This is a genomic window from Pedobacter sp. (assembly GCF_046462515.1).
In the GTDB taxonomy this organism is placed as follows: Bacteria; Bacteroidota; Bacteroidia; order Sphingobacteriales; family Sphingobacteriaceae; genus Pedobacter.
This window is the reverse complement of sequence record NZ_JBKGVD010000008.1, coordinates 224,602-247,095: the sequence shown is the minus strand read 5'-3', so window position 1 is coordinate 247,095 and position 22,494 is coordinate 224,602. Positions and strand designations below refer to the sequence as shown.

23 protein-coding genes and 2 tRNA genes are annotated in these 22,494 nt (G+C 37.1%); 9 read left to right on the top strand and 16 right to left on the bottom strand.

Translation table 11 applies throughout. The annotated features are described in order from the left end of the window. Positions 1-2,664: a DNA ligase D gene (gene ligD, locus ACLHG9_RS09090; RefSeq protein WP_410221179.1), complete on the bottom strand. Its 2,664-nt coding sequence runs from the start codon at positions 2,662-2,664 to the stop codon at positions 1-3. Between the two features lie 471 nt (positions 2,665-3,135). On the opposite strand from ligD, the gene ACLHG9_RS09085 reads away from it, so the two are divergent. Beyond that, positions 3,136-3,336, top strand: coding sequence for a hypothetical protein (locus tag ACLHG9_RS09085; protein WP_410221178.1), 201 nt, complete (start codon positions 3,136-3,138; stop codon positions 3,334-3,336). Between the two features lie 27 nt (positions 3,337-3,363). On the opposite strand, the gene ACLHG9_RS09080 is transcribed toward ACLHG9_RS09085, so the two are convergent. From ACLHG9_RS09080 to ACLHG9_RS09065, 4 genes are all read right to left on the bottom strand, one after another. Further along, on the bottom strand, positions 3,364-4,095 hold the full coding sequence (locus ACLHG9_RS09080) for a DUF72 domain-containing protein (RefSeq protein WP_410221177.1): 732 nt from the start codon (positions 4,093-4,095) through the stop codon (positions 3,364-3,366). Between the two features lie 201 nt (positions 4,096-4,296). Then, positions 4,297-4,656 (bottom strand): VOC family protein, encoded by a 360-nt coding sequence (locus tag ACLHG9_RS09075; protein ID WP_410221176.1) that lies wholly within the window; start codon positions 4,654-4,656, stop codon positions 4,297-4,299. 224 nt (positions 4,657-4,880) lie between these two features. After that, positions 4,881-5,285 carry a DUF6157 family protein gene (locus tag ACLHG9_RS09070; RefSeq protein WP_410221175.1) on the bottom strand — a complete coding sequence of 135 codons (405 nt, stop codon included), beginning with the start codon at positions 5,283-5,285 and terminating at the stop codon, positions 4,881-4,883. 56 nt (positions 5,286-5,341) lie between these two features. Continuing rightward, the gene (locus tag ACLHG9_RS09065) at positions 5,342-5,725 is read right to left on the bottom strand and encodes a hypothetical protein (RefSeq protein ID WP_410221174.1); all 384 of its coding nucleotides are present in this window, start codon (positions 5,723-5,725) and stop codon (positions 5,342-5,344) included. A gap of 453 nt (positions 5,726-6,178) precedes the next feature. Here ACLHG9_RS09065 and ACLHG9_RS09060 point away from each other — a divergent pair, with 453 nt between their 5' ends. From ACLHG9_RS09060 to ACLHG9_RS09045, 4 genes are read left to right on the top strand one after another with little or no spacing between them, the layout of a single operon-like run. Next, the gene (locus ACLHG9_RS09060; RefSeq protein WP_410221173.1) at positions 6,179-6,736 is read left to right on the top strand and encodes an RNA polymerase sigma factor; all 558 of its coding nucleotides are present in this window, start codon (positions 6,179-6,181) and stop codon (positions 6,734-6,736) included. After that, a complete protein-coding gene (locus tag ACLHG9_RS09055) occupies positions 6,729-7,379 on the top strand; it encodes a hypothetical protein (protein ID WP_410221172.1) in 651 nt (216 codons plus the stop codon). Before ACLHG9_RS09060 ends, ACLHG9_RS09055 begins: the two co-directional genes overlap by 8 nt. Positions 7,380-7,428: 49 nt before the next feature. Further along, complete coding sequence (locus ACLHG9_RS09050; protein ID WP_410221171.1) at positions 7,429-8,376, top strand: hypothetical protein; 948 nt, start codon at positions 7,429-7,431, stop codon at positions 8,374-8,376. 48 nt (positions 8,377-8,424) lie between these two features. Then, entirely contained in the window at positions 8,425-10,788 is a 2,364-nt protein-coding gene (locus tag ACLHG9_RS09045; RefSeq protein WP_410221170.1) for an outer membrane beta-barrel family protein, read from the top strand. A gap of 74 nt (positions 10,789-10,862) precedes the next feature. Here ACLHG9_RS09045 and ACLHG9_RS09040 read toward each other — a convergent pair. From ACLHG9_RS09040 to mce, 5 genes are all read right to left on the bottom strand, one after another. Next, positions 10,863-10,936 (bottom strand) — tRNA-Pro (locus tag ACLHG9_RS09040). A 17-nt stretch (positions 10,937-10,953) separates the two neighbouring features. Next, positions 10,954-11,040: transfer RNA gene (locus ACLHG9_RS09035), tRNA-Ser, on the bottom strand. Between the two features lie 67 nt (positions 11,041-11,107). After that, a complete protein-coding gene (locus ACLHG9_RS09030) occupies positions 11,108-13,186 on the bottom strand; it encodes an HD family phosphohydrolase (protein WP_410221169.1) in 2,079 nt (692 codons plus the stop codon). A 103-nt stretch (positions 13,187-13,289) separates the two neighbouring features. Continuing rightward, entirely contained in the window at positions 13,290-13,577 is a 288-nt protein-coding gene (locus tag ACLHG9_RS09025; protein ID WP_410221168.1) for a hypothetical protein, read from the bottom strand. Further along, positions 13,574-13,975 carry a methylmalonyl-CoA epimerase gene (mce, locus tag ACLHG9_RS09020; protein WP_410221167.1) on the bottom strand — a complete coding sequence of 134 codons (402 nt, stop codon included), beginning with the start codon at positions 13,973-13,975 and terminating at the stop codon, positions 13,574-13,576. Before mce ends, ACLHG9_RS09025 begins: the two co-directional genes overlap by 4 nt. Before the next feature lie 120 nt (positions 13,976-14,095). Between mce and ACLHG9_RS09015 the strand changes: the two genes are divergently transcribed. From ACLHG9_RS09015 to ACLHG9_RS09000, 4 genes are all read left to right on the top strand, one after another. Further along, on the top strand, positions 14,096-15,307 hold the full coding sequence (locus tag ACLHG9_RS09015; protein ID WP_410221166.1) for an IscS subfamily cysteine desulfurase: 1,212 nt from the start codon (positions 14,096-14,098) through the stop codon (positions 15,305-15,307). 121 nt (positions 15,308-15,428) lie between these two features. After that, on the top strand, positions 15,429-15,842 hold the full coding sequence (gene iscU, locus ACLHG9_RS09010) for a Fe-S cluster assembly scaffold IscU (protein WP_243363021.1): 414 nt from the start codon (positions 15,429-15,431) through the stop codon (positions 15,840-15,842). 74 nt (positions 15,843-15,916) lie between these two features. Further along, positions 15,917-16,243 carry a HesB/IscA family protein gene (locus ACLHG9_RS09005; protein ID WP_410221165.1) on the top strand — a complete coding sequence of 109 codons (327 nt, stop codon included), beginning with the start codon at positions 15,917-15,919 and terminating at the stop codon, positions 16,241-16,243. A 152-nt stretch (positions 16,244-16,395) separates the two neighbouring features. Beyond that, positions 16,396-18,303, top strand: a complete 1,908-nt coding sequence (locus ACLHG9_RS09000) for an AMP-dependent synthetase/ligase (protein ID WP_410221164.1) — start codon at positions 16,396-16,398, stop codon at positions 18,301-18,303. A gap of 116 nt (positions 18,304-18,419) precedes the next feature. On the opposite strand, the gene ACLHG9_RS08995 is transcribed toward ACLHG9_RS09000, so the two are convergent. The 6 genes from ACLHG9_RS08995 to ACLHG9_RS08970 all read right to left on the bottom strand — a co-directional run bounded on the left by ACLHG9_RS08995 (position 18,420) and on the right by ACLHG9_RS08970 (position 22,490). Further along, positions 18,420-18,803 (bottom strand): hypothetical protein, encoded by a 384-nt coding sequence (locus tag ACLHG9_RS08995; RefSeq protein ID WP_410221163.1) that lies wholly within the window; start codon positions 18,801-18,803, stop codon positions 18,420-18,422. A 77-nt stretch (positions 18,804-18,880) separates the two neighbouring features. Beyond that, on the bottom strand, positions 18,881-19,552 hold the full coding sequence (locus tag ACLHG9_RS08990; RefSeq protein WP_410221702.1) for a sulfite exporter TauE/SafE family protein: 672 nt from the start codon (positions 19,550-19,552) through the stop codon (positions 18,881-18,883). Between the two features lie 23 nt (positions 19,553-19,575). Next, positions 19,576-20,007 (bottom strand): FixH family protein, encoded by a 432-nt coding sequence (locus ACLHG9_RS08985; protein ID WP_410221162.1) that lies wholly within the window; start codon positions 20,005-20,007, stop codon positions 19,576-19,578. Between the two features lie 20 nt (positions 20,008-20,027). Continuing rightward, positions 20,028-21,392 carry a cytochrome c oxidase accessory protein CcoG gene (ccoG, locus tag ACLHG9_RS08980; RefSeq protein ID WP_410221161.1) on the bottom strand — a complete coding sequence of 455 codons (1,365 nt, stop codon included), beginning with the start codon at positions 21,390-21,392 and terminating at the stop codon, positions 20,028-20,030. A gap of 5 nt (positions 21,393-21,397) precedes the next feature. Beyond that, positions 21,398-22,321 carry a cbb3-type cytochrome c oxidase N-terminal domain-containing protein gene (locus ACLHG9_RS08975; RefSeq protein WP_410221160.1) on the bottom strand — a complete coding sequence of 308 codons (924 nt, stop codon included), beginning with the start codon at positions 22,319-22,321 and terminating at the stop codon, positions 21,398-21,400. After that, positions 22,308-22,490 carry a hypothetical protein gene (locus tag ACLHG9_RS08970; RefSeq protein ID WP_410221159.1) on the bottom strand — a complete coding sequence of 61 codons (183 nt, stop codon included), beginning with the start codon at positions 22,488-22,490 and terminating at the stop codon, positions 22,308-22,310. Before ACLHG9_RS08970 ends, ACLHG9_RS08975 begins: the two co-directional genes overlap by 14 nt. Positions 22,491-22,494 lie beyond the last annotated feature (4 nt).

Sequence of the window (22,494 nt, the reverse complement as noted above, 5' to 3'; positions counted from 1 at the left end):
TTAGGCTTGTTCAATAGTATGACCGGAAGCTTTCTTAATTACTTTCAAAAGGTCAATTCCCTTACCCAGTACAGGTTTAAAAATATCTCCTAAGCTTTGTACCCTTTCTATCGCATTGCGGATGTTAAAATCTGTCATTTTCATTCCCTTCTTTACTTCATCCCATTGTAAAGGCATAGATACGGGTGCTCCTGGTTTAGGCCTTACAGCATAGGCACATGCAATAGTTGCATGCGGTCTGTTTTGCAGAAAATCGATATAAAGCTTCCCTTTACGATCTGAAATATGTCTTTCGAGCGTAGTGAATTTAGGTAACTCATGGTTAACCAAGGTAGCAATGATCCTACCAAACTCCTTGCTTTGTTCATAAGTATATTTATTGCCTAAAGGAATATAAATATGAAGGCCTGTAGAACCACTTGTTTTGCAATAGCTCTTTACACCCATGTTCTCCAATACCGATTTTGTAACCTGTGCCGTTTCTATCACCTGATCAAAAGTATTTTTATCAGGATCCAGATCTATGATACAAAAAGTAGGGTAATCCGGCTTTTTAACTGTACTACTCCAGGGATTAAGCTCTATACACCCCATATTGATCATATACAATAAAGTAGCTTCATCATTGGCAATAAGATACTCTTTTTTTTCCTGATCCGCTTCACTGTAATAATCGTAGGTATCCATCCAATCTGGAATTTTTCCTTTTACATTTTTAAAGAAAAAGCTTTTTCCGGTTATACCATTGGGATAGCGGTTCATTGATTCTGGCCTTTCTTTCAGGTAAGGCATTAAAATCGGAGCAATCTGGTAATAATAATTAATTAGCTCGCCTTTTGTAATTTTTTCTAAAGGCCAGAAAATCTTTTTCAGGTTGGTAAATTGTACTTCATGCCCCCCTATTTTTCTTACTTGTGTAGCTTCACTTGGATTGAGCAGGGTTCTGCGACCAGGTTTTTCTCTTGCTTTAATAATATCCTGATCCTGTCCTTTTACGATTTCTGCTGTAGGCTTTTCTGTTTCTAAAACCACCTCTTTAGCTTTTTTATCTTCTCTCATACCATCAAAAGAAGGATGGCGCATTACGCCATCGCTGGTAATTTCTGTATAACTAACTTCACAAATAAGTTCTGGCTTTAGCCACGTTACTGTAGCATGCGGTGGGTCGTGTCTGAAACGGGATGGTTTATTTACATCGGGTTTTTCTTTAAATGCGGGTTTTTTAACCACAAGGGGCATAAATTGCTCCATCATTTCATGTTGCATATTCTGATTAAATCCGGTACCCACTTTACCTGTATAGATAAAGTTTTTCTTCTGATCAAAAACGCCTACCAGCAAACTGCTGAACAGCTTATTGGTGCCTTCATTTTTAGTAAAACCTCCTATTACCACTTCCTGTTTTTTATTGGCTTTGATTTTTAACCAGTCAGAAGAACGATCGTTAACATGATAGAGGCTATTCTTTCGTTTGGCCATAATACCCTCCAGTCCCATTCTTTTTGCGGCAGCTAAAAATTCAATGCCCGAAGTATCAAACGTGTGACTTAACTGAATTTGTGATTGCTCCGGCAAAATCGTTTCTAATATTTTTCTTCTTTCAATGAGCGGTAATTCTTTCAGATCATGTCCTTGATACCATAAAATATCAAAAACGTAATAAATCAGTTCTCCATCTGCTTCGCTACGCCAGTTTTGTAGTTTACCAAAATTGGCCTGTCCATTTTCATTTACTACCACAATTTCACCGTCTAATATAGCCCTAAGGTTCAGAGATTTAAGCGCATCGTAAATAGGATAAAATTTGTCATTAAAATTTTTGTCATTCCTCGATCTGAGCTCAGCTTTATTACCATCAAGAAAAGCAACAGCCCTATAACCATCCCATTTTATTTCATATAACCAGTCATCATTATCAAAGGGTTTATCTACCAAAGTAGCCAACATGGGTTTAATACGCTCATAAAAAGGTTGTTTTGGCACGTCTTTCAATATATCAGGCTTTGGTTGAGTTTTAGATTTTGTTGCAGACCGATCTTTTACTGTGGTATCTTTCTTTACGGTTTTACGTCCATATATTTCAACAGGGGCTTTTTCCATCTGTTTAATAGTTTTTTTAGAGATTACCGATTTATCTTTTAAGGTAATATCTTTGGCAGAGGCATATTTGTCTTCCAGTTTCATTAGCAACCAACCGTTTTCTCCTCTTCCATAAGCTTTTACCAATGCAAACCCGCCCTTTAGCTTTTTACCTTTTAACAAGAACTTTAGCTTTCCTGCATGCAGTTCATTCAGTAATTGTTTTTCCTGCTTAGTAACATCCTCATCGGTAAAATCTACCGGTTCATAAGTACCTTCGTCCCAAACAATTACAGTACCACCCCCATACTGGCCTTTAGGAATAATGCCTTCAAAATTGCGGTAATCATAAGGATGATCTTCTACCATCATAGCTAAACGCTTTATGGCAGGATCTGTGGAAGGTCCTTTGGGCACTGCCCAGCTCTTTAAAACACCATCCATCTCCAGTCTGAAATCATAATGTAGATGAGACGCATCATGCTTCTGTATCACAAATCTCAATTCTTTCCCTAATGATTTTCCGCCAAAGGGTTCGGGTGTTTTACCTTTTGACCGCTTCTGCTTGTATTTTGCCAAACTCATATCATCTATGTTAAAACGTTATTGATACCTGATGTTTTAAACATCATGAACGAATTAAAAGTTTCGATATGTAGTCTTGTTTATGCTCTAAAAAGCGAATAAAGAAGTCTTATTACTTTAAACAGGTATTAATTGCAATATGTAATAGGTATTTCACAACAGCTCTAACAGCATATACTTGTTTTTAAGTCTGATTAAACCAAAATACATGAATAAATGTTCAAAATTCATGGAGGTGCTTAAAAGAGGAAATCGTTGTGAAAATTGACAAGAAAAAATTTGGCTCACAAAAACAAAAAACGGTTCGAGGATCCGGATTTACTTATAATGAAGATCAACAATCTACTGATAAAAGTATACCCTTGAACGCCGCAGATAAAAAACAGGTTGTCCGTCTTCCAAAATTAGGTAAGAAATACAGGTCCTAAATTGACCTGTTAAACATTTATTTGTCCATTTAATTCATCAGTTATGAAAAAGCCTGAAAACAAAAACAAATTAAAAGCAGACACACCTCTTGTTTCAGAAAACAAGAAGAAAGCTATGACTTCTAAAGAGAAGGACGATACTCCCAGGTATACGAAAGATGAAAAGGAATTTGCTGATGGCAAAGGAAGTCAATTGTCTAACCAATTAGACCATAAAAAGTCAAAGGGTAAGGAGAAAAAATGAGCTTGTGTTTGTAAGAACTGTCAACAATCAACTTTTTACCAGTTCTATTAATCGTTTTGCATTGAAAGCTGCGTAAGCCGCCTGATCATTATCAAAATAGATATAAACATCTTTTGATTTTGCGGCGGCTTTTTTGGCAAATTCAGCCCAGGTTTTCAATTCTTTTTCCTGATAGCTACCCTGATATTTTTCACCTGGACCATGCAACCTAATATACACAAAATTAGCAGTTACATTTAAGGGCGACAGATGACCTGCTAATTCATAAATACAAAAGGCCACATTATAATGGCTCAGCAATTCAATAACCTCTTTTTCATACCAACTATGATTTCTAAACTCGAAAGTATAACGGTATGCAGGTGATAAAAGTCCAAGGAAGTTCTCTAATCGTTCTATGTCTATTTTCCAACCAGGAGGCAGCTGAAAAAGCACAGGGCCCAATTTTTCTTTTAGATGAACCATACGATCAAAAAAGTCTTTCAGGTCATCTGCATCTACTCTTAATTTTTTTACATGGGTAAAGTAACGGTTGGCTTTTACAGAAAAGCAGAATTTTGGCGGTGTAGAAACCCGCCATTTGCTAAAATTTTCAGCAGAGGGTTGTCTGTAAAAAGAATTATTCAGTTCTACGGTATTAAATAGCCGGCAATAATAATCCAGTTGGTCTTTCTGTTTAAGTTCCTCAGGATAAAATACACCATTCCAATGTCGGTATTTCCATCCCGATGTTCCAATATAAATCTTTCCTTCTTTCATATCACTTATTGATCAAGTTTTACGCTTCTAAGAATCTACACCTAAAAAAGGTTAATGTTTTGTAATAATATACGTGATTCTCTTAGAGAAATACTGGTTTAAAGCAAAGAAATACGCGATAACTGTTATTGATTAATAGATATAATCAAAAGAAGATATTACAATAGGAACTAAAACCCTATAAGGTGCTGGGCTGATTCATCAATCCGGCTCACTGGAAAACGTTACCTGAAAACCATAACAGTCATGAAATGTAATCTCTTTTCTCCCATATTCTGTTTCGGAAACGATTTCAATGATGTTGGCTTTGCCTTCTAATTTTTCCTGTAAACCCGCTATGCTCTCCATTTTGAAATAAAGCCCACAGTTATTGGCATTCTCAATTGTATTTTCCAATAAGGGATACAGCATAAACATGGCATCGCCCCAGCACATCATTGCCCAGTCCAGTCCGCAGTCAGGTTCTTCATGCGTACCCACGCAGCTAAATCCAATGCTTTCATACCATGATTTGGCATAACCAACATCGCGAACACGGATAAAAGGAAGTATTGTAGTCATGTCGCTATTTTTTGTCTTAACCGTTCGGTAGATTTTCAATTAATCTGTAATTAACTGTAGCCGAACTAAATATACAAAAAAGATAAGGCTATAGAAATTGTAATGATCCTTTTTCTGAAATAATGAAAGAGATAGAGGTTAATTATATAGCAAGTAATGAAAAGGCAGCTTAATTCATCTTAGCACTTTTTGCCTTTAATTTGGTATTAACATATTTAAATTTTTTATTTACCTGATTTCATTGCTTTCACTTTTTTAATTTTTATATCGGCTAAAAATTTTTGATATTCCTCTGTTTCCATACCATAAAGTGCCACTTTACCGGTGCTGTTGCTATGAATGCCAAATCCATAATTTTTTGTCAGCGGTGAAGCACGAAAACAAGGTTGCCCTTTAGAAAAAAACTCTTCTCTTGCTTGTTTATAGTCAGCTTGCGTTAAATTGTTTCTGTCGGCAAATACTTGAAAAAGTATATCATCTGAAGTATATTTATATGGATTTTTAGCGATAAGTTCATATTGCATTTCGGCAACTGTTTTCTTATCTTTCGTTGGTGGTTTTGTTCCTATGGTAGCTTTTGTGTCTTCGGCAACTTCAATAAAAGTGTCAAAATAATTGGTTGAATGCATCTTTATTTTTCAGTTAATTTCTTTGTAATGTTTTTGCTTACAATCTTACTATAAATTCATTTGTCCCCTTTTTGTTTTCTTAAATGAAAAACTGTGTATGTTGCTGTAACTAAAAACGGTAATGTAGAAATAAGTATCTTAAAGTTTATTCTGGTAATACCAATAAAGAACATAAAGCCTAACAATAGCCCTAAACAAACGATGGCGATGTAAGTCATAATTTTGTTAGGCTTCTTTTGGAACAAAGTAGCAAAAAGCAAAATTTGTCCCAAGAACGGAATCATAGTAAAAGGATGAATTACCGTATCTGGTTTTATCAAAAGATTACTCAACACTTCATATTCGCCCTCAAACAAAAATGTGCTACTGTCTGCTCCCCACTCTAAGTACCCGAATAATGAAAATATGATTAATAATGTATTTAGTAACTTTTCTTTCATTTTTTGATACAATTTTGATTCCGTTTAAGTTTATACAATACTAAATTAGTTCGTCAAAACATTATCATTGATTAACCTAAATTAAGAAATGTTTTTTACAGACCTTTTTATTCTGCTTAGTGATTGTGGTTTAGCACCTACATAAGATGCAATTAAACCCCGCAGTATTCTTGGAGCTAAATCAGAATAAGCGGCAAGAAAATGTTTATACGTTCTTCCTGATTTTGAAGGTAGATAGATAAAAGTTGACAAACATAATTTTACAGCCAGCTAAAAGATAAATTCAATTATGTGGTTATTTGTCTTTACCTTCAATTCACGCCTAAAATGTCTTGTATAAAGAGTAAACTGGCATTTATTTCCAACAGAGTGAGAAAAGTAAAAAGATTGCTGTAACATTTTTCATTTTTTGCATTAAGAGTATAGATTGAACTGATAAATGGGTAATACACATTGAGCAATAAAGAGGGCATTCAGGACTTTGAACTGGTAGCGCGTTACCGAAAGGGTGATGACCGTGCATTTGATATTGTTTACAATAAATACGCAAAGAGCATCCTGAACACCTGCATGCGCATTTTATCATCAAGAGCTGAGGCTGAGGATGTGGTCCATGATACCTTTGTTGATGCACTTTTAAAACTGGACTACTTTACCTATTCGGGAAGTTTTGGCGGCTGGCTGGCCAGGATAGCCATCAATAAATCCCTTGAGCTGATCAGAAAGAGAAAATTGAAGTGGGTGGATATTGAGACGGTAGCGGAGGACTATGAAGATACGGCTGTCCAAACAGAGGCTTCCCAAGATGAAAAGTTCACGATTGAGCATATCCATTCAACCATTTCAAGCCTCCCGGAAAATTACCGGATCATTTTCAATCTGCACGCCATTGATGGAATACCGCAAAAAGAAATAGCGGAAATGCTGAACATCAGCCACAACAATGTCCGCATTATCTACCATCGGGCAAAGGACAAAATAAAAACAAAATTAAGGAGTGAACATGGATAAGGATATGTTAGAAAAGTTTATTGCAGATCATAAAGACGAACTCGATCTTCATCAGCCTTCCGATCTTTTAAAAGGGCGAATTGGAAAGGAACTGAAAAGAGAGCGGAACCGTCTGCAGGGAATTAGGGTAAATAAAAGCGGCTATTTGAAATACGCAGCAGCCGTAGTAATAGCCATAGCCGCCTTTACCCTGATCTATACCGAAATACGTAAACCCAAGCCAGTGATCGCGGTATCTGATAAAGCAATGCCTCACGTTAATGACCGTTTACCTTTAGATCAGCCCAATATCCAGACCCCATCTGCAAAAGAGCCACCGGAAGAAAAGCATTTTATAGCTGTTTCGGAACCTGAAAAGGGCATAATGGAAAACGGCAGACAAAAGGAAATAGAGCATTATGTACAGCTCATAGAAAGCAAGCAAGCAGAGATCGCAGGTTTTATCCATTCACATCCAGCATTAGATGCAGACTTTAATGCAGACAGGGAGGTACTGAACAATTCTTACGCTGAATTAAAAGCGCAGTTAAAGAATACACCGCAGGCATCGACTATTATAGATGCTATTGTGGATAACCTTGAAATGCAGAACCTGTTATTGGATAAACAAATAGAAGCCTATCAAAAAGCCAATACCGATTAACCAGGATCATGAAGTTTAGTACAGAAATTATAAGACAAAGAAATCAGCTATGGAATTATCAACCAAATTCAATAAAGCCATTTTTGTAATGGCCCTTTTCTTCCTATTCCCTATTGCCCTGATGGCGCAGGATATGGAAATGAAAAAGGAATTTTCAAAAACCAGTCCATTAGGGAGTTCCCAATGGGTGTCTATCAATAATAAGTTTGGAGATGTACAGGTGACCAACTGGGACAGGGATGAAGTCAAAACCGAGGTCACGATCATTGTCCGGGGCGGCAGAAGCAAAGCCTATATGCAAAAATTGATCGACAGCATAAATGTTGACTATAAAAAGAGCGATACGGTTTCGTTCTCGACCATCATCAGGTCGAGTGGTCAGGAAACCACCACCGATCAATCAGAATATGCGCCTGTGCCGCAGGGAAAGAAAAGGATTGAAGTACATTATAAAGTTTATCTCCCTTCAAAGAACGGCCTCAAAATAATCAACAGCATGGGAAATACGACGATTCCAGATCGTCAGGGACCAATCTATATCGTTCAGTCTTTCGGTGAACTGTCTACGGGCAACCTTCCAAAGATCAGCCACATGGAAGTGAAATTCGCCAAAATGAATACCGGGATACTGGGCAGCGGGAAAATAAAGGCCAGTTATTCGTACGTTAACATCAAAGGGCTTTCAGGTGATACAAAGGGAGAATTTGATTTTTGCAAACAGATCGACATTACGGTCGCACACAATATTAAAAACCTGGACCTTGATCTTTCTTTTTCCAAGAACATCCATCTCAACTTCCCCGATAACTTAGATGCGGCACTGAGCATTACCACCAAGAACGGCAAGATCGTCAATGGCAGTAAGATACCCTTTACACTAAAGGGTGAAGAGCAGGCAAAACCTGTGATTTCCCGGGTATACCAGGGTGTCAGCGGCTCCGGGAAGGGTGCCACGATCAATGTTTTCAGTAGTCTTGGGGATATACGGATAAACTAAGCCCACTCCACAAATTCAACTAAGGTTCCACCTAAATTTTATTACTGTATGAACACTTACACAGTAAGGGTACTTGTTATTGCCCTGAGTATGCTATTTTGTATGAATGGTTTTGCCCAAAGTATTTCAGGCCTTATAAAAGATGAAACTGGCTTGCCATTGGAAAATGTAACCATCAGATTATTGACAACCGACAGTGCGCTGGTCAAACTTGAAATCAGCAATAAAGAGGGCCGTTATACTTTTGGTCAGCTCAATCCGGGATCTTTCATCGTCAAGATCAGCTCAACGGGATATTTACCAGCCTATTCTACGGTCTTTAAATTTGAAGGCAGGGATATGACCATCCCTGAGATCATCCTTCACAAGACCGTGCAGGAACTAAAAGGTGTTACCATAACCGCCTCAAAGCCTGTTCTGGAAAGAAAGATCGACAGGTTGGTGTTCAATCTTGAAAACTCATTGGCCACCGGAGGTATGACCTTTGTAGATGCGCTTTCCATTACGCCCATGCTGAACGTATCGGAAAGGAATATTTCCATGATCGGCAAAGGAGAATTGAAAGTCATGATCAACGATCGCATCGTACCCCTTAAAGGGACAGACCTGATCGCCTATTTACGTGCGTTGAGAGCTGATGACATTGCCAAGATCGAGATCATTACCATTCCACCATCAAAATACGCTGCTGAGGGAAATAGTGGCCTTGTCAATATCGTACTCAAGAAAAATACGCAAATCGGATGGAGCGGTACTGTAAGTACCAGCTATCTCCAAAATAAGCGGACCGCACTGATGAACGGGCTAACCTTGAACTATCAGACCCAGCGGCTGAACAGTTCCCTTAAACTCAGGGAAACCAATAAAAGAGGTATCATCACAGAAAGTGAGAACCTGATCGGGAACAGCACTGAAATCCTGAACAGCTATCCGCGAAGTACCCGCTTGTTTAATATTGGCGGCAACCTGAGCATGGATTATAAAGTGGATAAAAGAAACAGTGTGGGCTTTATCTATGACCTGAACAGTACGGGCAGCAGAACAGATATGGATGCGATTTCAATTTATAAGACCGGACAGCTCATAAATTCCACGGTCTATACAACATCACAGGCAAAAAACGCCACGTTGTCAAATACCCTGAATATCTATCATGACCTGAAGCTGGACAGTTTAGGGAAAACAGTCAGTACCAGTTTAAACTACTTTTCAAACCGTCCTGAAACAAAGAGTGATCTTTTGACTACATCAAGTGATCCTTCGGAAGATAGCCATGTTAAAAATAACCGGGCCAATCATTATAATATCTGGTCTTTGCAGTCTGATATGACGCTGCCTTATAAATGGGCAAAGCTCAATCTGGGCAGTATGTTCATGAACTATCGCAATTCTGCAGATGTTGGTTTCTATAACTTTTCCAACGGAGGCTATGAAATTGATCCTTCAAAAAGCAATCTGTTTGAGTACAGGGAACAGAATGTGGCCGCATACTTTGATCTGGAGAAGAAGCTGAATAAGCAATGGTCTGCCAAACTGGGCCTACGCTATGAGTACAGTTACATTGACGGCTTTTCGCCTGCTGATCAGGTCAGAAACAGATATGCTTATGGGCAATTTTTTCCCACAGCTTATATAATGTACAAAGCGAACAGCCTGCATACATTTTCAGCATCCTATTCCAAACGCATTACCCGTCCATCATTAAACCAGGTGAACCCCTTTAAATTCTACATTACCACGAATTCCTATATTTCGGGCAACCCTGATATCCGGCCATCCTACAGCCACAATACAGAATTGTCCTATCTCTATAAAAGTGCGCTGTCAATTACCCTGTTCAGCCAGCAAACTGTAAACGGTGCGGGCAATATCGTAACGTTGAAGGACAACATCATCAGTTCTGCACCTGCTAATTATTTGAAGAATAACAGCTTTGGTATTTATGCAACACTGAACAGCAAGATTGCCAAATGGTGGGAGAATACCACATTCATTACGCTCAGTTATTCCAAGTCCAAATCTTCCGTGCCGGAGATCGTCATCAGGGATGGCTCGACTTTTAACTATGGGACAAACAACACGATGGTAATCACCAAGCGTTTAAGGTACACTTTGAATTTTTCAGGTACGCCCGCTTCCACACGCGGCAATACCTATACCTTTTCCCAGTATAATCTAAGTACGGGATTAAGAGCAACATTTCTTGAAAACAAGCTGACGGTTAATGCTTCCTACCTAAACAGTAGCAAGGATAAATCAAGGGGCTTTTACAACAATCTTACGTCAATAGCTGTGACGGATTACAATTACAGCACCTTCAACCTTACGGCCGTACTGATGATCGGGCAATCCAAAGTGAAAGGGAACAACAAAAAAGTGAATTTCTCCGGCTCGCAGCGTGCCTCGAACTAAACAACTGATAATTATAAAAATAGAAGACAATAAAAAAGGACAAAACAGAAGTAAATCTGTCTTGTCCTGTCAAGTCGGGATGGCAGGATTCGAACCTGCGGCCTCCACATCCCAAATGTGGCGCGATACCGGGCTACGCTACATCCCGAAAAGGTTTTACCTCTGCGGAGAGGGCGGGATTCGAACCCGCGGTACCGTTACCAGTACGACAGTTTAGCAAACTGTTCCTTTCGGCCTCTCAGGCACCTCTCCTTTCGATCGGCGTTACTGCGTTTCGAGGTTGCAAATATAGCAATTCATTAATGTTTGCAAAAAAAAATTACACCTTTTGTAAATAATCCACCCGCACATGATAGATGCTCATTAACATCGTCTTGAAAATCAACTTAATAGTTTCTAAATCTTTTAATGTTAAATCGCAATTATCTAATTGATTTTGCTCCAATTTATAGTCGATAATACGTTCTACCAGTAAATTTATACTCTCAGCATCTGGGTTTTTAAGACTTCTTGATGCAGCTTCTACCGAATCTGCCAACATCAGCACGCCCGTTTCTTTAGAAAAAGGAATAGGTCCAGGGTACCTGAAAATATTCTCGTCGATAAACTTTTCTGGAGAATTTTTTAGAAAAGACTGATAAAAATAATCTACTCTGGTATTACCATGATGTGTTCTGATAAAATCAATCACAGACTCGGGTAACTTATGCTTACGTGTAATCTCTATGCCTTTATGTACGTGCCTGATAATAATCTGCGCACTTTGCTCATAAGGTAATTTATCATGCGGACTTACACCTGTACTCTGATTTTCAATAAAATACTGTGGGTTTTCCATTTTACCAATATCATGGTATAAAGCACCGGCCCTAACCAATAAGGCATTTCCCCCTATCTTAAAAATAGCGGCCTCAGCTAAATTCGCTACCTGTAAGGAGTGCTGAAAAGTACCCGGAGCTTTAAAAGCCAGCTCACGCAACAGTTTATTGTTAGTATTGGTAAGTTCTACCAAGGCCACATCTGAGGTAATACCAAACACGCGCTCAAAAGCATAAATTAAAGGGTAAGCCAATAAAGAAAGTAATACACTAAATACAAAAGGCAAGAAATTAGACCATTCTATCTGGCTAAAAGAGCCTTCTCTTAATAAATGTATGCCTACAAAAGCTACAAAGTACGATACCAGTATGTAAGATGCCGAAATGAGCAATTGCTCTCGGCGTACCAAATACCTGATGCTGTAAATGGCTACCATACCTGCGGTAGTTTGGTAAAAAACAAATTCAAAACTATTGGGCACAAAAAAACCAGCAATTAAAATTACCAGCAAATGCAGGTTAAGTGCCAAACGTGTATCAAAAAGTATCCTGATAATAATAGGAACGATGGAGAAAGGAATAAGGTATAGGTTGGAAATGTTAAATTTCAACGCCCAGGTTAACACCACCAACATAGTGGTTACAACCAATAACAAAAGAGATAACTGACGATTATCTGCAAAGATATCTTTCCTGAAAAGGAAAAGGAAAATCATGAGTAAAGCAATAATAAAGCCTACCAAAAAAATCTGCCCTAAATATACCAAGCTGCCGCTACCTATGGTTTTAGTCTGTGCTTCATAATTCTCTCTGAAAGAAACCAGTTTCTGATAAGCATCATCATTAACCAGACTATCCTTTGCAATAATCATTTCGCCTTTTTCTACCATGCCTCTAGTAGTAGAAATACTATTTAATGTAGATTTTTGAACCTCTGCCGTTAAACGTTCATCAAAAAATATATTGGGTTTTAAATGACTTTCTAAAAGTTCTAATACCAGATTTTTGGCGTTAATATCCTGCGTTTTATAATTAGCTTTAAAAAAGTCGAGCGCTTTTTCTGCCGTAAACACATCTTCTACGTTTAATGTTCTAGCCACATTATTATGCATCAACGAGAAGTCATAATTCTTTCCATCTTTCTGGTGTTTTACATTGATACTGATGATGCCTTTGGTATAAACCGTTTTTAAAAGACCTTGGGCATTGTACTTTGCACGTTCCATTTCATGCTCACTCAGTCCGGCAGATTTCCACTTGATATCAAACTCATTTAAAAAAGCGTCATCTTGCACTTTAAATACATCATCTTCATATTTATATATGGGCAAAACATTATTTAATGCTGTCTTTTTATCAGCATCTACCTGTTTAGAAGTTTTTAAGATCGCAAAACTAAAAGGAGAGATCAGGTCTTTATTGAGCCATACCTTTCCTTTCTCAAATTCATACCTAAATTTAGGTTGTTTGGGCAGCACAAGTGTAATGATCACTACGCTCAATACCATCAAAATATACTTCACATTGGAAGAGTATTTTCGGTATAAGATTTTATGCGAATTCTTATTGATCTTTGCCAAGGTTAAGTGATTTAGCTCTTAATATAACTCAAAATTAATAATTTTAGCTTATAACTTCTACCATAAGCTGTTCAACCTCCACTTAAAAGCCTTAATCATAAGCCTACCTGCTGTATTTTTTACGGAATTCTACTTTAGCTTTTTGTCGGTTTAGATAAGCATCAGCTATGATTTCTGCCGAACTTTTATCGGGTGTATTTTCAAGTAGTTCTTTGAGTTTATACTGATCTACATCTGCTCTGTACAGAATTTGCAGCAATTTGTTAAAATTATCTTCTACAAGGTACTCAAAAACCTTAATTAATGCCGCTCTCAATTGCGCTTCAGAACAATTATCTTCTACTTCAAAATCATTAGAAACGAGACTGATCAATGCTTTAATATCACTCATCTGATTTCCTGGCAAAGTTCAATTAGTACGCCATTTGTATTTTTAGGATGAACAAAACAGATCAGTTTGTTGTCTGCTCCTTTTTTAGGCCGCTCATTAAGTAATGTAAAGCCTTCGCTTCTTAAACGTTCCATTTCTGCATGTATATCTTCCACATCAAAAGCAATATGATGTATGCCCTCTCCTTTCTTTTCTATAAACTTGGCAATTACCCCATCTGGTTCTGTACTGGCCAATAGTTCTATTTTATTAGGGCCGCTTAAAAAAAAGGCGGTATCTACATGTTCGCTAACTACAGTCTCTGTCTTGTAACAAGTTGTATTCAAAAGCTTTTCGTAAAGGCTTATACTTTCATCCAGATTACGTACCGCAATGCCTATATGTTCTATCTTGTTCATTAAACTAAAGGTTATTACAATGTAAAAATGCATCATTTATCTATATGTTCATAGGTATTATTTATAATAGTTGGAAAAGTTTTTTCGTATCTTTGTGTACGATTTAAAGAATTAGAGATAATGGAACTTCCAATTTACTTAGATAACAATGCCACTACCCCATTAGATCCGAGGGTATTAGAAGCTATGCTTCCCTATTTTACCAACAAATTTGGTAATGCAGCCAGCAGAAACCATGCTTTTGGATGGGTAGCAGAAGAAGCTGTAGATTATGCCCGCGAACAGGTAGCTAAATTGATTGGTTGTACAGATAAAGAGATTATTTTTACATCAGGCGCAACCGAAGCTGATAATTTAGCCATTAAAGGCGTTTTTGAAATGTACGCCGATAAAGGTAATCACATTATTACTGCAACTACCGAGCATAAAGCTGTACTTGATACCTGTAAACACCTTGAAAAATTAGGTGCTAAGATAACCTACTTAAATGTTAAAGAAGACGGGTTAATTGATTTACAGGAATTAGAAGCCGCTATGACCCCTGAAACGATCCTTGTTTCGATTATGTACGGTAATAATGAAATTGGTGTAGTTCAACCTATTAAAGAAATATCGGCCATTGCACATAAACACGGTGCGTTGTTCATGACAGATGCTACACAGGCGGTAGGAAAAATACCTGTTGATGTAAATGCAGATGGTATTGACTTAATGGCTTTCAGTGCACATAAAATGTACGGCCCTAAAGGGATTGGTGCTTTATATGTACGCAGAAAAGGACCAAGAGTTAAAGTAACCGCACAAATGGACGGTGGAGGTCATGAGCGCGGTATGCGTTCAGGAACTTTAAATGTACCTGGTATTGTTGGTTTTGGTAAAGCTTGCGAATTATGCCGTTTAGAAATGGACGAAGAAGCTAAACGTTTATCTGCATTACGCGATAAACTTGAAAACGCTTTATTAAGCCTTGAAGAAAGCTATGTAAATGGTAATAAAGAACATCGTTTACCACATGTAGCTAATATTTCTTTTAAATATGTTGAGGGCGAGGGTTTAATGATGGCGATGAAAGATTTAGCAGTATCTTCAGGTTCGGCCTGTACTTCTGCTTCTTTAGAACCTTCATACGTATTAAAATCATTAGGCCTATCTGATGATTTGGCACACTCTTCGATTCGTTTTGGCTTAGGCAGATTTACTACTGAAGAAGAAGTAGATTATGCCATAGAAAACACCAAGAACGCAGTAAACCATCTTAGAGACCTTTCTCCACTTTGGGAGATGTTCAAAGACGGTATTGACCTGAGTAAAATTGAGTGGCAGGAACACTAAGCGAATTAAGTTTTAGATTTACGAAGCGCAATTGATTTTGTAAATCACCTAAAATAAAAAGATAAAAAATCTGATTTTGGATAGGTAAGTCATCAATCTAAAATCACAAATTGTAAATATCATGGCATATTCAGAAAAAGTAATCGATCATTATACCAACCCTCGCAACGTTGGTACTTTAAATAAAGATTCAAAAAATGTGGGGACCGGTTTAGTTGGTGCTCCAGAGTGTGGCGACGTAATGCGTTTACAGATAGAGGTAGATGACAATAATGTAATTACCGATGCAAAATTTAAAACTTTTGGATGCGGTTCTGCAATTGCTTCTTCTTCATTGGCAACAGAATGGTTAAAAGGCAAATCTATTGATGAGGCTTTAACTATTGATAACATGGATATTGTTGAAGAACTGGCTTTACCTCCGGTAAAAATCCACTGCTCGGTATTGGCAGAAGATGCAATTAAATCGGCTATTAACGATTACCGTGTAAAAAATGGTTTGGAAGCATTGGAATTACCAAAATCACACCATTAATCAGATAAAAGAATTAGATTTGAAATATTTTCCATTTCTTAAATCTCATATCTTAAGTCTAAAATCTTACAAAGATGATTACTATAACCGATAAAGCAAAAGATAAGATTGCACACCTGATGCAGGATGCCGATTTAGGAGCAGACTACTTTTTACGTGTATCTGTTAAAGGCGGGGGATGTTCGGGATTATCTTATAACCTGGATTTTGATAACGAAGAGAAAACAGGCGATCAGTTTTTTGAAGATAATGGCGTTAAGGTTGCTCTAGATATGAAATCTTTTCTGTACCTGGCCGGTACTGAACTAGATTTTAGTGATGGCCTTAACGGAAAAGGGTTTAACTTTATAAATCCTAATGCAAGCCGCACTTGCGGTTGTGGAGAAAGTTTCTCTGTTTAATATATTAATAAACTATAGTATAGGCATCGTACACAAACGATGCCTTTTTCTTTTTAAAGCATCTACATTTTTACCAACAAAAAGCTCTACATTTTGTATTATTAATCACAATAGTTTATCATTGTCGATTAAACCAAACCCAGTAATTTAATATGGTAGCATTTAATGAGTTTTCTACTGTTCCGTCTTTATTACGCAATGTTGTAAAAAATATCCATAAACCCGAAGAAACCTTCTTAATCCATAAGAAAGGTGCCGAATGGGAAGAAATATCTTTTGCCCAAACATTAGCCAGAGCAGATGCTGTTTCTGCTTTCTTTTTAGAAAAAGGTATTGCCAAAGGCGACAGGTTGGGCTTAATGATAGAAAACTCTCCTGAATATGTATATTATGATCAAGGCATCCAGCAGATTGGGGTAATCAATGTTTCCATCTATCCTACCTTATCTGAGCAAGAAGTTGCTTATATCGTTAACGATTCTGGTATCAAAGCCATCCTCGTGGGCAATCCTTTTCTATACAGGAAAATATTAAAAATTGCCGATAATTGCGCCGAGCTTAAATACATTATTCCTGCTTTTGCCGATTATGGAAAAATAATTGTTCCTGATGATGTGAAAGCCGAGATCATCTCGTATCAAAATATACTAAATACTATAGTTACACCTGAACGTAGTGCTGAAATAGACCAGCGCAGAGCCGAAGTATTGCCTCATGATGTTTCATCTTTGATTTATACTTCTGGCACAACAGGAACGCCTAAAGGTGTAATGCTTACCCATTATAATTTTGTAGAGAACGTTAAAGTTTGCTTGCAGCAAATCCCTGTAATAGATGAAACCGAAACATTTCTTTCATTCTTGCCTTTATCGCACGTATTTGAGCGTACGGCTACTTATCATGTTTGTTGTGCACAGGGCTGTAAAATTGCTTTTGCGCAAAGCTTAGAGTTACTGGCCAAGAATATGGGCGAAGTAAGACCTACAGTAATGAGCTGTGTGCCACGTTTACTTGAACGTATACATGATAAGGCCATAAAATCGGGTACGGCTGCAGGAGGTGTAAAAGCCAAGATATTTAACTGGGCCTTAAAAATTGGCAACAGCTATCGTACAACTAAAGAAGCTGGAAAAACACCGGGTATTATCTTGAGTGCAGAAAAGGCTATTGCGGAGAAGCTTGTTTTTAGTAAGATTAAAGAAAAAACTGGCGGCCGCTTAAAATTTATGATATCGGGCGGTGCGGCATTGCCTAAAAATGTGGGTGAGTTTTTTGGTGATCTGGGTATTAAAATATTAGAAGGTTTTGGTTTAACAGAAACTTCTCCGGTAATGTCGGTAACCGAATACCACAGACAGGTATATGGAACGGTAGGCCGTGTAATTCCGGGCATAGAAATAGGTATACAGAACGTTGAAGATAAGAAAATGGTGACCATACAAACACACGATACTTTTAACGAGAATTTTGAATGTGAGGAGGGTGAAATCATTGTACGTGGACATTGTGTAATGAAAGGCTATTTTAATAAACCTGCCGAAACTGCCGAAGCCATTGATAAGGATAAATGGTTTCATACTGGCGATATAGGACGTTTTTACAAAGGTAACCTACAAATTACCGATAGGCTCAAGAACATGATCGTAAATGCTTATGGTAAAAACGTTTATCCTACTCCTGTAGAAAACACTTACTTAAAAAGTCCGAAAATAGACCAGCTGTTTTTGATTGGCGATAAAAAGGAATATATTACCGCAATCATTATTCCTAATAAAGAAACTCTGCAAGAAACTTTCAACTTGAAAGAAGATTTCTTCCAGAAACCTGACGATTTTATAGAAGATAAAGAGATTATTGATTGGATGGCTACCGATATCAAGAAAATATCAAATGAGCTGGCCAAGTTTGAGCGCATTAAAAACTTTAAGATTAAGCGCAATCCTTTTAGTATAGAAGAAGGTGAAATTACACCAACCTTAAAAGTTAAACGCCGTGTGGTAGAGAAAAAATATGCACAGGCTATAAATGAAATGTACCAAGAAGAAGTAGAAGCTGATTAAATCCAGACTTCTGTCTTTATAAAAAGAGTTAGCTTAAAAAAACAGGAAATACTTGAAAGCATATTTCCTGTTTTTTATTAACCTTGATTATAAAAAAATCGTTAACTCAATACACCCTAGTTAAAATCTACTTTCTGAATAACGCATGTTTTATTACCAATTGTAAATCTTAGCGATTTTAGAACAGTCCCATCCTGATCTTTAATCTCTATCTTATGTTTGCCAGACGCAATACTGGAAATGATATAATTGTTTGCGATTTGATCCGGCTTATTCAGATCATCACAATCTGAAACATGTGTAGCCCTGCCAGGTTTTACAGTAAAAACCTCTTTAAATTCATCATCAATAAAGATATTTAATTGCAATGCAGATTGTTTTACATTATTGATAGCTAAAGCGTAAGAGCCCAATCCTTCATTAATTTCGTTTTTCTCGCAGCTAAAAAATAAAAAAATGGCTAGTGCTAAAATTATAGAGCGGTTATTTTTCTTGATCATGTTAATATTTGGTAGTACAACAAAAATGGAGATTTAAAATGGAGAAAAAAATACCTAATAGTTAGTATTTTATTTCTTCACTTACAGTTTACAACTGTACCAGGTTCATTATGAATAACTGGTGAGATAAAAGGTATGCCCAAATTTGCTGAACGCAAGATAAAAATAACACCAATAAATACTGTAAACCAAGGGATAAGCTTATTGGTATTAACTTTAATATATCTTTTAAGATATACCCCTCCTAAAGAAATGGTTAACATTAAAGGCGTAGTACCTAAACCGAATAACAACATAAATGTTACTGAATGTTGTACATCTGATGTATTAATTGCTGTGGCTAAAGCCAGGTATACCATACCACAGGGGATTAATCCATTTAACATCCCGGCAAAAAATCCCCATAAAGGTAAACGGTAAACAAGCGACATGAAGCTACTTATTGGAGAAACAATCTTTAACTGCCAGCTACTGAGTTTATGGTTGTATTTTCCACTCAGTTGCAGCAACACAAAAGCAATAAGCATAATACCGATTATTAAACTCAATGTATCCTGATTAATGATCAGTTTAAGTGTATTGCCCAAAATACCTGCAAACAAACCCAGGAACATATAAGTTAACATCCTGCCCAACTGATAAGATAACAGCTGCAAAATAGCCTGCCAATGGGTTTTATTTTGCATAGGAAGCCCTAATACAATGGGCCCACACATTACAGCACAGTGTAAGCTCCCCAAAAAACCCATTAAAAAAGCAAGCGATAAATAATTCACAGTGTTATATCTTTTTTGTATAAATAAGGTTTCTCATTAGATTTCCATTCTAATGAAAGCACCCACAAACCCGGCGACATCTTGGTTTTATCTACTAAAATAATATTATGGTCTCCTACAGGAATGCCTTCTTGGTTAATGTCTTCTTTGGCTGCCGAAGGCCTTAGTATTTTTAATTTATAGCTACTGGCAGCTTCTTTTAACTGTATAATAATCTGCGTACTTGTTATCTCTATTTTAGGAACAAAATTATCGTCTAAAGTGTTCTTTTGCGCATCATATTCCTGATCATAATTGATTCCTTTTTCATAGTAATCTTTTTCTACCAAAGCATCATCATCATTAATTTTAAACATATATACAACCATACCTACTATAAAAAGCATAAATGCAATCATGCCTAAAATTATTTTTGTTCCCCAGTTCATCTTGAATTATAGTTTAATTATTATTGTGGTTGTGAAAAAAAAGTAGTCGTAGTTGTGCTTATTACCTTGTGATTAGATTTCACCTCAAAATCAACCTCTGTTTTATATTTACTTATGTTTTTAGGGTTCTTAATTAAAAAGAAGGTAAGATTAACTGTACTTTCTTTAGGTAATATATTTGTACCTCTGATAATTTGTATCTGATCATCTGTATTAGCAGACCTAAATTCAAACACAATATCCTTATTGGTCTTATTGATCAGCTCGGCATTATATAGGTTGCTTACAGAACCATCTGGTCTCATCTGGTATAAAGTACCACTGGCTCTTAAAACGGTAGTCTGTACATCTTGTCTTTTATAAATCAATGATGAAAACACTAAGATTACCACGGCAAGTACTACGGCATAACCATATGCCCTTAACCCCAGTTTAAAGGGCTTTCTGGTATTGATGTAATCCTGATTATAAAAACCGATCAGATTTTCCGGCCGGTTAATCTTTAGCATCACATCGTTACAGGCATCTATACAGGCCGTACAGTTTACACACTCTAATTGTGTTCCATTTCTAATATCTATACCTGTTGGACATACCTGCACGCACAAGCCGCAATCTACACAGTCTCCTTTTTGTTCTTCTACCCCTTTATGTATTTTTCCTCTTGGCTCCCCTCGGGTAACATCGTAAGCCACAACCAAACTTTTATTATCCAGTAAAACGCCTTGCAAACGTCCGTAAGGACAAATTACAGTACATACCACCTCTCTTACATAAGAGAAAACCATGTAAAACACGAAGGTAAAAAGCCATATAGACGCAAAACCTACCCAATGCTCGCTCACTGGCTCAGAAATGATTTTATACAAAGAATCTGAACTGATAATATATGCCAAGAAAGTATTGGCGATGAGAAATGATATGAGCAGAAAAATCAGATGCTTTATTCCTTTTTTAAAAATCTTTTCGGTATTCCAGGGTTGAGCATCCAGTTTTCTCTGCTGGTTCGCATCGCCTTCTATCCAATATTCTATTCGCCTGAACACCATTTCCATGAAAATGGTTTGCGGGCAAGCCCAGCCACACCATAAACGGCCTAATATTACCGTAAAACAAACGATAAAAAGAATGAATATAAGCATGGCCAAAGCAAAAAGATAAAAATCCTGAGGCGTAAAAATCAATCCGAAGAATACAAATTTACGTTCCAGAAAGTTGAGCAATACCAGTTGCTCGCCTTTATATTTTACAAAAGGCGAAGCAAATAAAAATAAAAGCAGAACATAACTAACCCATTTACGTTGTGTATATAATTTACCCGATGGTTTCTTAGGGTAAATAAAGTTTCTTCCTTTACCTCTGGTATTTTTCTCTTTGCCTTTCAAAACAACTAATTTTTGGTTTCTGCTGCTTCTTCCTGTTCAGGTTCATATTTTACACCTTGTGGTGCTTTGGCATTGGCTGGTTTAGTACCTTGTAATGATAAAATATAATTGGCTACAGCACTGATGTTAGCCGAGCTCATGTTTTTCTCCCAACTTACCATTCCTTTTTCAGGAATACCATACTTGATTGATTTAAAAATATCTTTGATACTTCCTCCATGTAACCAATACTCATCTGTTAAGTTAGGCCCTACCAATCCTTCACCATGTTCTCCATGGCAAGCCACACAATTGGCATCGAATATACCCTTACCTACTGTTATTTGGCTTTCATCTACCTTAACCGTATTTTCATCAACACTGGTGGCAGATTTTGCCAAGAATTTACGTTTTTCTTCATCTGCCTTAGCCATTTCTGTGGCATATTCATCATCTTGCCTTTGTCCATACCCTCCTATATGGTAATAGTATAGATAACCCGCTGCAAAAATCAGGGTTCCATAAAACAGCACATTGAACCAAGCTGGCACAGGATTATTTAATTCCTTAATACCATCGTAAGCATGGGGTATCTCAAGGTCTTTTTCCTGCTCTATAGGCTTCAGGCTTAACAGCTTATCCCAAATAGAAGGTGTTTTTTTGTGTTGTTTCTTCCACTCATCATATTCTAATTTCTGAACCTTTTCAGGTGCATGATAAGGCTTAGGATTTTTCTGTTCTTCGTAAATGAGTTTAAACGTTCTGTAAAGTATTACTGTAACCCACAATGACAGTGCAGCAAAAATTAATGCAACAATTACAAGTATTTCAGTAATACTCAGGCTACCACCTGCCGGAGCCGCTGCTGCTTCAGGGATTGCGGCACCTGTCTGTGCAAATGCCGAAAATCCAATGAATGAAAACAATATACTAAACTTAATCTTGTTCATATGGGTTAATTTGAGGTTCATCTATAGGTAAATTGCGCATGAGTTCTATGTGTTTTTTGCTCATCTTAAAAAGATAGATACCTACCAGTACAAAAAACACCATGAATATTAATAAAGAGGTAATTAAGTACAATTCGCCTCCTGCTAAATCTTTGATCTGCTTAAACATAATC

What these genes read in the sequence shown, in the direction of transcription:
- ligD (WP_410221179.1), bottom strand. Translation starts at nt 2,664, where the DNA reads ATGAGTTTGGCAAAATACAAGCAGAAGCGGTCAAAAGGTAAAACACCC.
- ACLHG9_RS09085 (WP_410221178.1), top strand. Translation starts at nt 3,136, where the DNA reads ATGAAAAAGCCTGAAAACAAAAACAAATTAAAAGCAGACACACCTCTT.
- ACLHG9_RS09080 (WP_410221177.1), bottom strand. Translation starts at nt 4,095, where the DNA reads ATGAAAGAAGGAAAGATTTATATTGGAACATCGGGATGGAAATACCGA.
- ACLHG9_RS09075 (WP_410221176.1), bottom strand. Translation starts at nt 4,656, where the DNA reads ATGACTACAATACTTCCTTTTATCCGTGTTCGCGATGTTGGTTATGCC.
- ACLHG9_RS09070 (WP_410221175.1), bottom strand. Translation starts at nt 5,285, where the DNA reads ATGCATTCAACCAATTATTTTGACACTTTTATTGAAGTTGCCGAAGAC.
- ACLHG9_RS09065 (WP_410221174.1), bottom strand. Translation starts at nt 5,725, where the DNA reads ATGAAAGAAAAGTTACTAAATACATTATTAATCATATTTTCATTATTC.
- ACLHG9_RS09055 (WP_410221172.1), top strand. Translation starts at nt 6,729, where the DNA reads ATGGATAAGGATATGTTAGAAAAGTTTATTGCAGATCATAAAGACGAA.
- ACLHG9_RS09050 (WP_410221171.1), top strand. Translation starts at nt 7,429, where the DNA reads ATGGAATTATCAACCAAATTCAATAAAGCCATTTTTGTAATGGCCCTT.
- ACLHG9_RS09045 (WP_410221170.1), top strand. Translation starts at nt 8,425, where the DNA reads ATGAACACTTACACAGTAAGGGTACTTGTTATTGCCCTGAGTATGCTA.
- ACLHG9_RS09025 (WP_410221168.1), bottom strand. Translation starts at nt 13,577, where the DNA reads ATGAGTGATATTAAAGCATTGATCAGTCTCGTTTCTAATGATTTTGAA.
- mce (WP_410221167.1), bottom strand. Translation starts at nt 13,975, where the DNA reads ATGAACAAGATAGAACATATAGGCATTGCGGTACGTAATCTGGATGAA.
- ACLHG9_RS09015 (WP_410221166.1), top strand. Translation starts at nt 14,096, where the DNA reads ATGGAACTTCCAATTTACTTAGATAACAATGCCACTACCCCATTAGAT.
- iscU (WP_243363021.1), top strand. Translation starts at nt 15,429, where the DNA reads ATGGCATATTCAGAAAAAGTAATCGATCATTATACCAACCCTCGCAAC.
- ACLHG9_RS09005 (WP_410221165.1), top strand. Translation starts at nt 15,917, where the DNA reads ATGATTACTATAACCGATAAAGCAAAAGATAAGATTGCACACCTGATG.
- ACLHG9_RS09000 (WP_410221164.1), top strand. Translation starts at nt 16,396, where the DNA reads ATGGTAGCATTTAATGAGTTTTCTACTGTTCCGTCTTTATTACGCAAT.
- ACLHG9_RS08995 (WP_410221163.1), bottom strand. Translation starts at nt 18,803, where the DNA reads ATGATCAAGAAAAATAACCGCTCTATAATTTTAGCACTAGCCATTTTT.
- ACLHG9_RS08990 (WP_410221702.1), bottom strand. Translation starts at nt 19,552, where the DNA reads ATGGGTTTTTTGGGGAGCTTACACTGTGCTGTAATGTGTGGGCCCATT.
- ACLHG9_RS08985 (WP_410221162.1), bottom strand. Translation starts at nt 20,007, where the DNA reads ATGAACTGGGGAACAAAAATAATTTTAGGCATGATTGCATTTATGCTT.
- ACLHG9_RS08975 (WP_410221160.1), bottom strand. Translation starts at nt 22,321, where the DNA reads ATGAACAAGATTAAGTTTAGTATATTGTTTTCATTCATTGGATTTTCG.
- ACLHG9_RS08970 (WP_410221159.1), bottom strand. Translation starts at nt 22,490, where the DNA reads ATGTTTAAGCAGATCAAAGATTTAGCAGGAGGCGAATTGTACTTAATT.